This window comes from Marinifilum sp. JC120, assembly GCA_004923195.1.
In the GTDB taxonomy this organism is placed as follows: domain Bacteria; phylum Desulfobacterota; class Desulfovibrionia; order Desulfovibrionales; family Desulfovibrionaceae; genus Maridesulfovibrio.
In genome coordinates, this window is sequence record RDSB01000013.1 from 120,266 (window position 1) to 133,853 (window position 13,588).

12 protein-coding genes and 7 tRNA genes are annotated in these 13,588 nt (G+C 47.1%); 4 read left to right on the forward strand and 15 right to left on the reverse strand.

The window, feature by feature from the left end; translation table 11 throughout:
• Window positions 1-211: 211 nt before the first annotated feature.
• The 11 genes from D0S45_13765 to D0S45_13815 form a co-directional block, all read right to left on the reverse strand.
• Window positions 212-442 (reverse strand): 50S ribosomal protein L31, encoded by a 231-nt coding sequence (locus tag D0S45_13765; GenBank protein ID TIH14122.1) that lies wholly within the window; start codon window positions 440-442, stop codon window positions 212-214.
• 311 nt (window positions 443-753) lie between these two features.
• On the reverse strand, window positions 754-1,071 hold the full coding sequence (tusE, locus tag D0S45_13770) for a TusE/DsrC/DsvC family sulfur relay protein (GenBank protein TIH14123.1): 318 nt from the start codon (window positions 1,069-1,071) through the stop codon (window positions 754-756).
• A gap of 200 nt (window positions 1,072-1,271) precedes the next feature.
• A complete protein-coding gene (locus tag D0S45_13775) occupies window positions 1,272-2,999 on the reverse strand; it encodes a hypothetical protein (GenBank protein ID TIH14124.1) in 1,728 nt (575 codons plus the stop codon).
• Window positions 2,999-3,718, reverse strand: coding sequence for a methyltransferase (locus D0S45_13780; GenBank protein ID TIH14125.1), 720 nt, complete (start codon window positions 3,716-3,718; stop codon window positions 2,999-3,001). Before D0S45_13780 ends, D0S45_13775 begins: the two co-directional genes overlap by 1 nt.
• 183 nt (window positions 3,719-3,901) lie before the next feature.
• A tRNA-Gly gene (locus tag D0S45_13785) sits at window positions 3,902-3,976 on the reverse strand.
• A 3-nt stretch (window positions 3,977-3,979) separates the two neighbouring features.
• Window positions 3,980-4,054 (reverse strand) — tRNA-Cys (locus D0S45_13790).
• 12 nt (window positions 4,055-4,066) lie between these two features.
• Window positions 4,067-4,141: transfer RNA gene (locus tag D0S45_13795), tRNA-Gly, on the reverse strand.
• Between the two features lie 59 nt (window positions 4,142-4,200).
• Window positions 4,201-4,275: transfer RNA gene (locus D0S45_13800), tRNA-Gly, on the reverse strand.
• A gap of 66 nt (window positions 4,276-4,341) precedes the next feature.
• A tRNA-Gly gene (locus D0S45_13805) sits at window positions 4,342-4,416 on the reverse strand.
• A gap of 3 nt (window positions 4,417-4,419) precedes the next feature.
• Window positions 4,420-4,494: transfer RNA gene (locus D0S45_13810), tRNA-Cys, on the reverse strand.
• An 8-nt stretch (window positions 4,495-4,502) separates the two neighbouring features.
• Window positions 4,503-4,577: transfer RNA gene (locus D0S45_13815), tRNA-Gly, on the reverse strand.
• Window positions 4,578-4,945: 368 nt separating this feature from the next.
• Between D0S45_13815 and dksA the strand changes: the two genes are divergently transcribed.
• Window positions 4,946-5,308 carry an RNA polymerase-binding protein DksA gene (gene dksA, locus D0S45_13820; GenBank protein TIH14126.1) on the forward strand — a complete coding sequence of 121 codons (363 nt, stop codon included), beginning with the start codon at window positions 4,946-4,948 and terminating at the stop codon, window positions 5,306-5,308.
• Between the two features lie 16 nt (window positions 5,309-5,324).
• Window positions 5,325-6,836: a DUF814 domain-containing protein gene (locus tag D0S45_13825; protein TIH14127.1), complete on the forward strand. Its 1,512-nt coding sequence runs from the start codon at window positions 5,325-5,327 to the stop codon at window positions 6,834-6,836.
• Here D0S45_13825 and D0S45_13830 read toward each other — a convergent pair.
• The 3 genes from D0S45_13830 to D0S45_13840 form a co-directional block, all read right to left on the reverse strand.
• Entirely contained in the window at window positions 6,826-7,092 is a 267-nt protein-coding gene (locus D0S45_13830; GenBank protein TIH14128.1) for a hypothetical protein, read from the reverse strand. The genes D0S45_13825 and D0S45_13830 overlap by 11 nt on opposite strands.
• A 1-nt stretch (window position 7,093) precedes the next feature.
• Window positions 7,094-8,080 (reverse strand): hypothetical protein, encoded by a 987-nt coding sequence (locus tag D0S45_13835; GenBank protein ID TIH14129.1) that lies wholly within the window; start codon window positions 8,078-8,080, stop codon window positions 7,094-7,096.
• A 140-nt stretch (window positions 8,081-8,220) separates the two neighbouring features.
• The gene (locus D0S45_13840; GenBank protein TIH14130.1) at window positions 8,221-10,860 is read right to left on the reverse strand and encodes a hypothetical protein; all 2,640 of its coding nucleotides are present in this window, start codon (window positions 10,858-10,860) and stop codon (window positions 8,221-8,223) included.
• Between the two features lie 29 nt (window positions 10,861-10,889).
• On the opposite strand from D0S45_13840, the gene D0S45_13845 reads away from it, so the two are divergent.
• Window positions 10,890-11,252, forward strand: a complete 363-nt coding sequence (locus D0S45_13845) for a molybdenum cofactor biosynthesis protein (protein ID TIH14131.1) — start codon at window positions 10,890-10,892, stop codon at window positions 11,250-11,252.
• Between the two features lie 50 nt (window positions 11,253-11,302).
• Here the strand turns inward: D0S45_13845 and D0S45_13850 are convergent, their stop codons facing one another.
• Window positions 11,303-12,181 (reverse strand): glycosyltransferase family 2 protein, encoded by an 879-nt coding sequence (locus D0S45_13850; GenBank protein TIH14132.1) that lies wholly within the window; start codon window positions 12,179-12,181, stop codon window positions 11,303-11,305.
• 147 nt (window positions 12,182-12,328) lie between these two features.
• On the opposite strand from D0S45_13850, the gene D0S45_13855 reads away from it, so the two are divergent.
• Complete coding sequence (locus tag D0S45_13855; protein TIH14133.1) at window positions 12,329-13,435, forward strand: glycosyltransferase; 1,107 nt, start codon at window positions 12,329-12,331, stop codon at window positions 13,433-13,435.
• Window positions 13,436-13,588 lie beyond the last annotated feature (153 nt).

Sequence of the window (13,588 nt, forward strand, 5' to 3'; positions counted from 1 at the left end):
TAAAAAATAATGTTTCTCAGGTAAAATAATCATTCACAGCCGTCAAGCAAGAGCGAGAATGAAAATCATTACTTAAGAATACAGCGGGGAGGGATTGAAAACGTCCCACCCGGCTACGATGCAGGACTTTGAAATATTTCAAAAAAGGACATGCCTCTACCGTTCAATACGGCAGAGGCATGTTCACGCGGCAAAACCGCAGAAATATGAGCTAGTTGCCCTTAACTTTACTTGCTGCGTCGAAGCTACCGAATTTCTTCTTGAAGCGATCGATACGACCAGCGGTATCTACAAAACGCTGCTTACCAGTGTAAAAAGGATGGCAGTTGGAACAAATTTCAGTACTCACTTCTTCACCAATGGTGGAGTAGAGTTCGGACTCATAACCGCAGTGACAACGTACGGTTGCCTTATGAAGCTTGGGATGGATATCTTTTTTCATGACTTTCTCCTGTCTTTGTTAACCGTGAAAACAAGGCCGAATACACTTACACATAAGAATATGCAAGCATTTTTTGCCCAGTTCCGCAATTTTTGGTGCCATAAGTTAACAGGCCCGCCTAACTCACGTCAAGCGGCCGGGACGAACAGACAAACCAGATGCCTGCTGACGATTCAACTATCAAATCAAGGCCTATTTATAGCCCAAGTTCCTCTCAATAGCCGGACCGTCACCAATCATCTATACCGCATTTGAATAAAAAAGGCGGGATCGCGAGGATCCCGCCCAAATATTCTGAAAGCTGTCTGGAACTAAACGCAGCCAGTAGGCTTAGGCAGACCAGCCATCTTACAAGCTCCCTTACCGGGACCGGAGGGGAACAGTTCGTAGATGTGCTTCAGTTTGAAACCAGTTACTTTAGAGAGGATACGCACCATGGGAGCGATACCGTTCTTCTTGTAGTAGTCCTGCAGGAAGTCAATAACTTTCTGGTGTTCTTCGTTGAGTTCTTTGATACCTTCGCCTTCTTTGCAGAAGTCAACCCACTCGGGGCACCAGTCTTCAAACTTCAGGAGGAAACCATCTTCATCAACGTCAAAGCTTTTGCCCATGAATTCTACGAGAGCCATAATAATACTCCTAGGAATATTTACATTTAGTAATATAGGTCCGGACTAAGCCGAACCAGCCATATCCAAAAACAGCGATCCGCTGCTTCACAACTATTTTTTCAGCGCAAAATCTCTATACGTTTTTGCTCAAATTGAAATAAGCCTCTAACTCGGTTCTTGTCAATAAAGTTCTGATTAGAACCACACAAAATGACAATTTATTTATCGAGTAATTCCTGAAGATGCGGCAGAGCATATTCAAGGGAAGGATCAAGCTCCAGCGCTGTGGTCAAATATTCAATGGCTTCATCATCTTCACCCATAAATTTATGACACAACCCCAGATTGGCAAGATCTGAAGCAGACCCGCTATCCAGAGCAAGAGCCGCCTTGAAATCAACCGCAGCCAGCGCATAGTCCTTGCCTTTAAATTTAGCCACGCCGCGCAGGTTGAAGTATTCCTTGGCCTCGTCATCAAACTCGATAGCCCGATCAAGGTAAGGAATCGTTTCCGGCCACCTCTCCTCAAGCGAGAGGGCGTAAGCGGTGTAAAATGCAGACAGGGCCTTTTCTTCATCAGCAGGCTGCATCTCTACCGCAATGCTGAACATATCCACTGCACTGGAAGTATCCCCGCCACGCAGAGCCAGCATGCCCTCAAAGAAAGGAACAAAATAAGGTTCACCATAAATATCAGAAATCACGTCCAGACCGTCACCGGCAATGTCGAGAGCAACCTTCTCGGAAAGAATACGTCCTACAAAAAGACCGAGGCTGGCGTGCGGGGTACGCTCACGAAAATCAAATCCGGGCACAAAATTGTAGTTTGCAGGCACTCCCAGTTCAGGATGAGTGGTATCCACAGTGTACAAAGTGTACCCCTTTTCTTCCAACTGAGCGGCGAACAGCTTCAGCTCGTCATAAATATCACCACTTTCAACGGACGGCAGGGAGTTCATCTTCACACACTGACCTGCTCCCAGCCAACCGGTCTGCTCGATCTCAGTAAATTTGGGCAACCCTGATGCTTCATATACACGTCCGGTTTCAAAATCCCCGGCCAACTGCGCAACCTCGGTAAAAGCACGAATAGCAGCCTTGCACGGAGAAGCGGAAGTACCGGCGGTAAAAACAATCTCACTCATACCCGGAAAACTGGAGGGGTCCCATGCGGTGACCGCCACCGTAGGCAGAGGCATACCAAACGAAAAGTCGTTGATGATGTATTTGATTTCGTTGTCATCAAAGCATTTGCAAAGATTAGAAAGAACTTCGTCTTCACAGGAAGCCGGGTCGATCACCGGAACTTCAGGGCGTTCACGGTCAATCACTGCGCAGACATGCCTTTCAACCAGCTCGCTTGCCCCCTGAAGCACTGACTCTTCAGGAGTATTTCCCGCAGAAGAACCGTTAAACTCGTTAAGAATCTTAAACCAGTCAAGCGGCACATACTCTTCTTCACCGGTATGCACATTCAGTGCGGGATAGAAATGCCAGCGCACCAGATCGAGAATAACCCGCGCCTTTCCGGGGTCCATTTCCTCATCCACGGATTGCAGAATCTTCTCAATGGAAATAACCTTACCGGGCCAGAGCTCCTCTGCTTCACTGTAAGTGGCGAGGGTAAAATTATCCGGCTTGGACCAGAAGCTGAAAAAGCTGAACCGTTCCACCAACTCCATCAGTGCAGAGGCTTCAGCCTGTGCCACAGATGCACCCTTGCCCATCTGCTTACGGGTGGGCATCACTTCGCGGGCTTCGTCACCGCACTCGCTAATAAAAACAGGGATGCCGAGACGTCCCGTATCAATCTTACGCGTGCATTTCAAAACACCGTTGCACTTTTCTTCCAGCAGTGCCTTAACCCGGGAAACGGTCTCCTCAGGGCTGACCGCCTTATCCTGATCCTTAGAGTAAACTTTAGGGCACGATTTAAGTTCCAGCATTACTTCACTCCCATCCTGACCAAAGAAACGATAGACTTACCTTCATCAGCATTTCCGGCAAAAGGAACTTCCTGCTTCATCAGGCGGTAGCTGTCCTTGGTCTGCTCAAAAAATTTCTTACCGCCGCGCTTTTTATCCATGGCCAGCAAAACCTCGGAATCCTTTGCTTCAACCAGATGTTTAGCAATGAATCCGGGCAGAGATTCGGCAACATCATCGCGATGAAGGATCTCACAACCCATAATATAATTGAATTTTTCTTCCAAATTGGTCTCAGAAAAATCAACCTTATGCATGCTGATTTTTTCATCAAGCTTGTTGCGGGAAACATTCAACCGGGCAAAAAGCAGAGCATCGTCATCAGTATCAGCAAGCACAACTTCATAACCGCGACTGGCCGCAATCATACCGCACAGCCCGCCATCAGTACCGACTTCAAGAAACTTTGCACCTTCAACCGCCTTGAACTTTAAAGCGTAAAACCCCAGAACAAGAGAGGAAGGCCAGATCTTAGCCCAGAGAGGCAGATCAATTTTTTTACCGCCCCTTGCCTTGTTCACGAGTTTATCAAGATACGCAGGCATATCCGCGATCTGTGCCAGTTCGAAAATATGATCGCCCACTTTAACTTCTTCAAACTTGATCGCACCGAACTTGTTCCGGGCCGCAGCAAGCAATTCATCAAAAGTCGCAACGGACTGTAACGCTATATTTTTCAAGGAAACCTCCTGAAGGAATATTCGAAATTCATTTCACCCTGTCCAAACAGGGAAAACCATACTTCAATGAAGTGGATTTAGCTCTGTAGAGCAAAAGGAGTAATCATTAACCTGCGGGTGGTCAACATCCGTCGCAAAATGCACAAAAAAAGGGTCGATCATTTCTGATCGACCCTAAAAATCTGGAGCGGGAAACGAGATTTGAACTCGCGACTCCAACCTTGGCAAGGTTGTACTCTACCACTGAGTTATTCCCGCTAATGGAGGCGGCATCCAGATTTGAACTGGAGAATGGAGGTTTTGCAGACCTCTGCCTTACCACTTGGCTATGCCGCCTGAAATTTTTTTTGGAGCGGGAAACGAGATTTGAACTCGCGACTCCAACCTTGGCAAGGTTGTACTCTACCACTGAGTTATTCCCGCTCGATATCCGTATTACGGAAAGAAAACGGCCTCCCTGAACTAGGAAGGCCTGAAAAATCTGGAGCGGGAAACGAGATTTGAACTCGCGACTCCAACCTTGGCAAGGTTGTACTCTACCGCTGAGTTATTCCCGCTCAGAGAGTTCTCCTTCAAGTGGTGTGAAGGAAGGCCGATCACTGGGATCAGCCCAAGAAATTTAGTGGAGCGGGAAACGAGATTTGAACTCGCGACTCCAACCTTGGCAAGGTTGTACTCTACCACTGAGTTATTCCCGCTCATGGAGGCGACATCCGGATTTGAACCGGAGAATGGAGGTTTTGCAGACCTCTGCCTTACCACTTGGCTATGTCGCCGAAATATTTGGAGCGGGAAACGAGATTTGAACTCGCGACTCCAACCTTGGCAAGGTTGTACTCTACCACTGAGTTATTCCCGCTCACAAAAGCGAAGCAGTTTTTAACTTGCTGCCAAAAAACTGTCAACACTTTTTTTAAATTTGCTATCTTTCTTGCTTTGTTTTCTCATGACAGCCGGAAATAAATTCATCAACTATCCAACTAGCTTTAAGCTTGAGAAATTATGCAATTTATTTTCAAAGAACGACTTGTGTGTCGCTGAAAAAGTGTTTAGGGCAGCTGTTTTTTTTTGTCAACCGTTTTAAATTTTTATTTTTTTATTTTTTTTTATCATGCCCTTTACTTCCATGCCAACTTTAGGCTAATACCATGCATCTTAAAATATTGTTAGAGTCGTTTTGGTAAAGTCGTAACCCCACCTCACTATAAATAAAGAGAGGTTATCAATATGGAACAAAAAGATATTGAATTCTTCCGCGAAACCCTGAACAAGATGCTCAACGACATTCTTCAGAAGGGACAGGAAACCATCGAAGACATGACTGAATCCGGGGAAACTTATGCAGACCCCGCAGACCGCGCAACCGCCGAGTCCGACCGTGCCTTCACTCTAAGACTCAGGGACAGGGAGCGCAAACTCATCAAAAAAATCCAGAAGGCCATCCAACGCATTGATGACGGTGACTTCGGTATCTGCCACGCCTGTGGTGATGACATCTCCGTTCCAAGGCTCAAGGCCCGCCCGGTAACTACCCTCTGCATTGCCTGTAAGAGCAAGCAGGAGGAAGAAGAACAGAACCGCGGAGACTAAGCCCGGATACAATTAAATGGATGCACACTTCTTTCGTGCCCTGACCGGAGAACTTGAGGAAAATCTCAAGGGCCGCAGGGTGGAAAAAATATTTGCCCCCGCTGAGGGAGTGTGGACTTTCACGCTCCAATCAAAGGGAGGCAAGGAATATCTTCTATTCAGGCCCGCCAAATCGGTGGGCCTGCTCTTTCTTTCAAGGGTAAAACCAGTCAATCCCCCCAGCCCTCCGTCACAAGTCATGTGGCTGCGCAAACGGCTGGCCGGGCGCAGGCTTTTTGAAGCTCATCACGACTGGATCAACCTGCGAATCGCCTTTACACTTTCCCCGTGGATACAACGCGACAAGTACCGCTATCTGCTGCTGGACATGAAAAAGGGAGTTTCACTGATTCATGACCTGCCCGAAGGATTCCCTGCGACCGTAACATGGCCCGCGTACGAGGAAACACGCTCAAATAAAGAGATATGGCGTGATTTTCCGCAGATATCCCCTCCCCTACGTAAAAGCCTGAATGCGCTTAATGAAACTGATGGACGTAGTCTGCTGAGCCGACTTCAAAACGGCGTAGCAAATGATTTCTACATATCAGAAAAAAAAGGCGAACTCATAGCCCCGCGTGTCTGGTCAAATCCCAAGGCGGATGAGCAAAAGTACGATTCAGCCATCGAAGCGTCTTCAGTCTATGGGGAAAAAATTCTTTTTCCGGTCATGGAGCGCATGGAAAATGCGGAACAGCGTAGCACCCTCAAAAGTGGCAAAAAGAAATTCAAAAAAATTTTCAAGCGCATTGAACAGGAAGAGGAACGGTTGCGTTCCATGCAGGCCCGCAAGATCGAGGCCGAAGCCCTGCAAGCGGAGATGTACCGTTTAAAGGATTTGCGCGAGCTGGACAGGGTCACGGTGAACCATCCCGAACATGGTGAGATGGAAGTTGAGCTTGATCCACTCCTGACTCCCACTGAGAACATGGAAAAAATATTCCGTTTCGCAGCAAAGGCTCAGCGTGGATTCAAGCACATGGAACGACGCAAGCAGGAAGTTGAAGCTGAGCATGAACAGTTCCTGAAGGCCAACCTTATGCCCTCCGCCAGCAAAGGCCAAAAAAAGACAAATATTGAGATACCCAAGAAATACAAGAGCATCGCTGCTTCTCTGTTCATTTCATCTGATGGTTTTCTCATGATCCGGGGTAAGAATAGCAAGGCCAACCATGAAATTTTGAGTAAAGTATCTTCTGTTTTCGATTACTGGTTCCACGTGCAAGACGGCCCCGGTTCTCACGTTATCCTTAAGCGGGACCATCCCGGACAGGAAGTACCGGAACAGACTTTACATGAAGCAGCCATACTTGCAGCCCTAAAAAGCTACCGAACCAACGATTCCAAAGCGGATGTAATGTGTGCGCTGGTAAAAGACGTACGCAAGGTCAAAGGCTGGGCGCACGGACAGGTCGCCGTAGACAACGTGCTTCAGAATCTGCACGTAGATATTGATCAGTCTTTAGAAGAAAAACTGGCTAAGAAATAAATTTATGCCTCCGGCGGCTTAAACCCTTTTGGGAAAAGGGTTTAAGAATCCCAAAACTTTTTATCAGGCTTCGCCGCTTCGCGAGTTGAATCATACAAACGCAAACAACCGCAATATCTTTCAGGATATTGCGGTTGTTTTTTGAAAATAGCCCTAACAAGCTATATGCGAAGCTTATTAAAAAGTTTTGATGGGATGGGGTCTGGGGAAGGGAAACTTTTCCCAAAAGTTTCCCTTCCCCAGCCGTCGGAGACATCTTAAGCTGTTTTAGAAATTCCTTCCAGCATTGACAGGACTGTGTTCTGTTCCTGCTGAAAACGATTGGCTACGCTTTTTTGTACCCGCTCTGTGGATGATGAAAACTGTCCTTTGCGTTCGCCATAAATTTCTTTGACCAAATCAGCGGGGAAGCCTTTGCTCTCGGCATTAGCGGCCAGCTTATCGATAGCCTTGGCAATCAAACGAGAGGCCCCGGTAGGGCCATGCTGAACCGAGGTGGACCAAAGAACCTCGCGAATAGGTGCAGGCATGGAATTCATATCAATTCCGGTTTTATCAAGAATCATTTTTGCAGCAGGATCGTAATGACTGCCCTGAATAAAATCGTGCTGTAATTTTTCAAAACCCTTGGGATCAGCATCCGCCATTTGCTTCCAGAGAGCAGGCATAGAACCAGCTTTTGACCCGGTATCAGCAGGCCCGGCACCAAGCAGTTTATCCGCCATTTCCGGAGCCTTGTCCTTCAGGAATTGAATAAACTTATCCATTGTCCCGGTCTTGGAGGCGATCTGGTACTTGCCATACGAAGTACCGCCCACCCGGTCATAACCGATGGCGGAAACACCCGTGGAGCCTGATTCAAATTTTGCGGAAAGATCACCGGAAACAACAGGAAAATCCATTTTTTTGACAGGCATATTATCCGCTGCGGCAGCCGTGGCACGATAGGAATTCAGAGCCTGAGCGCTCTGCCCAGCACCGCCCTGCATCCCTTTAATGGAGTTAAGTGCGCTCAAAGCTTCCAGCATGAGCACATCATTCATAACTCCCATATCCATGTTGCCTGCCGAGAACTCATCACTTGAGCCACCGGAAAACAGCTTATTCGCCATCATGAGTTCCATATCAAAGGCCCCGGCCTTCCCCTTCATGGCGTCAAGGTTGGGAGCGGAATCTCCGGCTGTACCGGAAACATTCCCCAGCATCTTCATCATTGCGGCAATATCGTTGGTCACATTAGTCATGGCGTCCCTCTGTCAAAAAAATATTTTCTCAACATAGGTTTTGCACCAAGTGTACCAATCAATTATAGTTTTATGACAAAAAGAAAAAAAGCCCTCCAGAAATAATCGGAAGGGCCTTAAATTACAACAGAACAAACGGATCAATCATCATCCTTGCCGTCATCAATAAGAAAGAGTTCCCTTTTCTTTTTCTCAAAAACCACCGCAGCCCGAAAAGCCGCAACAGCCAAAGCCAGAATACTTAGGATCAAGATCAATCCTTTCTGAAACTCCCACTTCTGGCGGATAATCATATCAATAATAAAATTTGATTGGAAATTATTCGAATAGTATATCAGTAAAGGAATGCATAGCAATGCCAACCCGAGAAATACAACTTCCAGCCAAATAAAACTCCTGCCCAGAAGCATAATGAACAGGGTCGAATCACGAACTACTCTGAGAGTGACCAGCCGCTTTTTAAGCTTTCCTAAACGATCATCAATGCGATCCAGATAACGCTGGGTTTTGCGGAACGTTTCCGCCACATTGAGCTGCTGGGTCTTAATCCAATAAATCTTATCGGCACAATAGTTGAAATCACTGTTGAATTCAGTCAACAGTTTGGGAAAAGGAAACCATGAAGCCTCACGCTGAATGTCCAGCAGTTCCTCACGGTAAATTTCAAGCTTCTTGTTGATAACCTTAATTTCATATTCGACCCGCTTTTCAATTTCAGCAGTCAGCCGCGCTATTCCGATGGTCAGTTGCCTGAAAGCTACATAGTTTTTTATCTTAGCCAACTTATTCATGCGGTCCATGAACCGGGCTGCCTCTTCAGCGAATTCATGCCCTTCCTCAAACCACTGTGCAATATCCGAAGAAAGAGTGTCCATTCCCGAGGCGACTTCCTTGGCCTCCGCTTCAGCAATTTCCCAAAGCTCACCCATCTCCTGCAAAACAGTCAACCTGCCCCGGTCAAGTTCTGGATCTATCGCCACCCTGTTGAAATAATGGGGGTCCTTTTCAATAATATCCTGAAATGTTGAAATGGCCTGCTCGGCAAAGCCCATCTTAACCATGCATACAGCCCGGCGATATTGCGGCTCCAGCCAATCCGGGCACTTGCTCTGCGCTTTTTTGTAAAGATCACTGGCCTCTCCGAGCTCGCCCATAACTTCCTGCATCCTGCCTTGCAGATAAACAAAATACCCCTGTTGCAATGGCGAATAGCAAAGCCTTTCAGCCTCCTGCCAATAAAAATAAGCCTGCTCGAGATCACCGCCTTCCAATTCGTAAAATGCCATCAGCGAACGCGGCTGATAGCTGCGACTGAAACGGATCATGGCATTCTTGATCAAGGTTTCAGCCTCATTTCTGGAACCTCTTTGCAAGGCCTCATAGGCGGACCAGATCAGCTCCCCTTCTTCCGGTCCCTGATCCTTGATTCCAAGGGGCCAATCCTTGCCCCGGCAACGCCAGACCATATACACTGTGCGCAACTGAGAAATTGCGTTAATTGCAAAAAGAGCCCGGGTAACAATGCCCTCATACCCTTTACCCTTATGCAAGAGATTTGAAAACTCCTCGATAACGTTATCTTTTCCCTGCATCTGCAAATCAATATTCTGAAACCCTTCAGTAAATTTATCACTGTCGATGGCTGCAAGCTGCTTCCAGACCACCGGATCGAGGCCTTCCAGAGTCCGGCTGGGACAATCTGACGGAAGGTGGTTTTTCATGCCGCAATAAAAACAATCATCCAATTCTCCCACTGAAACCCTGCGGGAAATAGTAACCGACACTGCTGCCGATCCGCTATCATTGACTCCTTGCTTGAGACTGACATGACACCATCCGTCCACATTCTCCTGCTCACTCCCGAAGCGCACTTCATTAACTGCGAAGTCGTTCCCAAGCAGAAAAGCGTCCCGATAGCGCAAATGCGGACAATCAGGGGTAAGCTTGTCCCAATCAAGGTTAACTTTGCGGATTACCTCATCGTTAAAGCTCATATTCATCTGCGGCACCAGTGCCATAACTGAAGGCCAATATGAAACTTCTTCATTCAACTCGTTATTTCTAACCTTGCTGATAAGCACAAGCAGTTCACGCAGGAAGGTACGGAGCAGAGAAAAAGATGCAATGGGCAGGATAACCTTTACATCTGAGGTTATGTACTGAATGCCCAACCTCTGAAGCATGACCTGAACCTCAGAAAAAAATGACCGCCAGCCTTTAATGAATTCCTTGTCCGAGGGATTACCCACCGGAATTAAGATAAAATACCAATCTTGCAGGGAATCATAGCCAAGCCCCTGGTCCGGGACCAAGGTCTGCCAGCCGGATTTGGAAATCCCGGTAGGCGTCCGGACATCCTCAAGGTTCAAGCCGGCAATGGCTTTGACTGAGTCGGCCAGCTTGGGATGAATAGTAATCTCAAATTCAGTAGGGAGTGCTGTTTCCTGAGTAGTAAACTCATCATCGACCTTAAGAGAAAGATCAAGATTGTAATCAACCAAAAGCGTAGCCGGCATAACCTGAATAAAAAGTTCCATGGGGTTGAGCCTGGCCCAGATTTCAAGACGAGCCACAACCCGGAAGACATCATCGCTGAAGAAAAACCAGTAAGATTGGTTGTGTTCTTCGCTCATGAGCATGCCTCCAAAATCACGCATACTGCGGACAATGGAGTCTTCCAGAGCTCCCCCCCAGACTATCCAGACACCAAATCCACGGTTAACCATACGAGAATGGCTGACAACAGGGAATTTTTCAAATAAAGTTGAAATCGAATACAAAACAACAACTCCTTACCTGCGGAGGAATTATGGACATTTCAAAAAAAATAGCTGAGCTCAAACAAGATCCGGAATTCGCCGAAAATGTAGGCATGATCCTGATCCACAACGGAATCGTCCGCGGCTGGTCGCGGGGAACCCGTGAAGAAGTCACCGGCATCGAAATCAAGGCTGACCACGATAAGATTGAACAAATCCGCAAGGAACACGAGCAACTCCCCGGAATTTATAAAATCGTTACCCATGCCAACGAAGGCTCTTTCAAGCCGGGCGACGACCTACTCTTCCTCATCGTAGCGGGTGACATTCGTGAAAATGTCAAGGAGTGCCTTTCCAGCCTGCTCGACAGAGTCAAGACCGAAGCCTTCAGCAAGAAAGAAATTCTCGCTTAATTTAATCATTAGAGGGCCGGAGTATATTTATTCAAATATTCCGGCCCGTTTTATATTTTAATTATTTCAGCAGGCACAACCGTCTTCCCGGTCGCAACATCCTGCATCAGCCGCTCCATTTTTGCAGCCTGCCCGTCACGTCCCCGCTTCCTGCATCCGCCGATATAAAAACCGGCCTTACGCTGTAATTCAGCAAGAGCCATGTCATATTCATCCCCGGAGAGATTTCCTGCATGAAGCAGCTTAACTATAGCGTAGATTCTGTATAAGTCCAAACACCCTACGCTGTTGGATAATTGGTCAGGACGCCCGCCGTGCTTTACCGTCAAACGCTCACGCAAAAGACCTACCGGATATTTAAGTCCGGCCCTGATCCAAAGGTCGTAGTCCTCGCAGGCAGGCATATCTTCGTCGAACGGCCCCAATTCATCCCAGAACTTGCGGCTGAAGATCACACAGGAAGGGCTGACCATACACATTTCAAGTGAACGGTCGAAAAACATTCCTTCCGGCTTTTCGTGCTTTTTACACTGGTTGACCCGTTTGCCCTTACGAATCCAGATTTCATCGGTCTGACTGATTTCAAAACGACCCTCTTCCATAAAAGGCACTTGCTTTTGCAATTTTTCCGGCACCCATTCATCATCAGAATCCAGCAAAGCAATAAATTCACCCTGTGAAGCGGATATTCCAACATTGCGTGCTGCTGAAACACCCCTATTCTCCTGCTGAACAACCTTCAAACGGGGATCATCATATTCCGCCAGCCTTTTCGCTGTATCATCTGTAGAACCGTCATCCACAATCAGGCATTCGAAATCCGTAAATTTCTGATCAAGCACAGAATCAACCGCCCGGCAAACCCGCTCCGCCCGATTGTAAGTTGGTATAATTACAGATACTTTGGGCATATTATTTAACCTATCCAATTAATCACCTATATTATTACGATAAAAATTCATATCCGTACCAAATGGTATTTGATCATGTTAATAAAAAAACATACCCTGTGTATAGTTACGCAAGGTTGATTTTTCACCAGACCCTTTATTTTTTTACGGATTGCCATTTACCCCATGCGAATTTTCCAAGTTATCAACGTCCGCTGGTTCAATGCCACCTCATGGTATGCCCTTTATCTGAGCAAATTGCTGCAAGATGCCGGACACGAAGTGTTGCTCATCACTGTCCCCGGTTCTGAAACCGAAGAAAAAGCCCTTGAAATGGGACTAAATGTTGAAACCATAGAACTCAACTCCGCCCGACCGCATAAACTCATTAAAGCCTGCTCGCAGGTTTTTTCCCTGATCAAAAAACACAAACCGCAAGTAGTAAACTGCCATCGCGGAGAAGCATTTTTCTGGTGGGGAATACTGCGAAAAATGGGCATGGGCTACAAACTGGTCAGGACCAGAGGCGACCAACGGCTTCCCAAAAGTGACTTTTTTAACCGCTATCTGCACTCCAAAGTAGCTGATGCCGTAGTCGTTACCAATAAAAGAATGGCTGACCATTTTCTGAAAAAAATGGAACTGGCTCAAAACCGGCTCTGGCTGATCCACGGAGGAGTGGATAACAAGAAATTTTGCTTTGATCCTGAAGGACGTAGGAAGGTGCGGGAACAATTCGGCTTCAGTGATGATGACGTTGTCATCGGCATGCTCGGAAGGTTTGACCGGGTCAAAGGCCAGAAAGAACTCATTGAAGCCCTCGCCAAAACCCGCAACAACGTGAAGGACAAAAACATCAAATTGTTCTTAATCGGTTTTCCCACTGCCACCAGTAAGCACGAAGTGGACACATGGCTTACCGATAACGGACTGACCGAAATAACCGCCATCAGCGGCAAATGCGAAGATGTGACCGCGTGCATTTCTGCCATGGATATCGGAGTAATAGCTTCACTCTGGTCGGAAACCATCGCCCGAGCGGCATTGGAAATTATGGCCTGCGACAGGCCGCTCATTTCAACTTCCGTCGGGGTCATGCCGGACCTGCTGCCGCAGGAAGCACTTGTCCCTGCGCAGGATGTCACCCAGCTTTCCCTGAAGATAACAGAAGCCATCAATAATCCTGAATTTCGTGAAAAATTACTTGAAGAGCACAAACGGACCATGTCCCAACTTTCCGGCGAGGATTTTCTCAAAAGAACAATGACGCTCTATCAAGGTATTTTGAATTAAGAATACCTCCGGCGTATATGGTCCCGCCCAGAAGTCAAGCTTGGATTGATTAAGAGGTGGATGCAAACGTATATTCGGCATCTATGTGCCCTGATGGTGTATCCGCACTCCTGCTCCTCATCGGCTCAACGGCTTTTTAAGCCACCGCCGGAG

Excerpts from the sequence above, each read along its gene's own strand:
- D0S45_13765 (TIH14122.1), bottom strand. The coding sequence starts at position 442 with ATGAAAAAAGATATCCATCCCAAGCTTCATAAGGCAACCGTACGTTGT.
- tusE (TIH14123.1), bottom strand. The coding sequence starts at position 1,071 with ATGGCTCTCGTAGAATTCATGGGCAAAAGCTTTGACGTTGATGAAGAT.
- D0S45_13775 (TIH14124.1), bottom strand. The coding sequence starts at position 2,999 with ATGCTGGAACTTAAATCGTGCCCTAAAGTTTACTCTAAGGATCAGGAT.
- dksA (TIH14126.1), top strand. The coding sequence starts at position 4,946 with ATGGAACAAAAAGATATTGAATTCTTCCGCGAAACCCTGAACAAGATG.
- D0S45_13825 (TIH14127.1), top strand. The coding sequence starts at position 5,325 with ATGGATGCACACTTCTTTCGTGCCCTGACCGGAGAACTTGAGGAAAAT.
- D0S45_13830 (TIH14128.1), bottom strand. The coding sequence starts at position 7,092 with ATGTCTCCGACGGCTGGGGAAGGGAAACTTTTGGGAAAAGTTTCCCTT.
- D0S45_13835 (TIH14129.1), bottom strand. The coding sequence starts at position 8,080 with ATGACTAATGTGACCAACGATATTGCCGCAATGATGAAGATGCTGGGG.
- D0S45_13845 (TIH14131.1), top strand. The coding sequence starts at position 10,890 with ATGGACATTTCAAAAAAAATAGCTGAGCTCAAACAAGATCCGGAATTC.
- D0S45_13855 (TIH14133.1), top strand. The coding sequence starts at position 12,329 with ATGCGAATTTTCCAAGTTATCAACGTCCGCTGGTTCAATGCCACCTCA.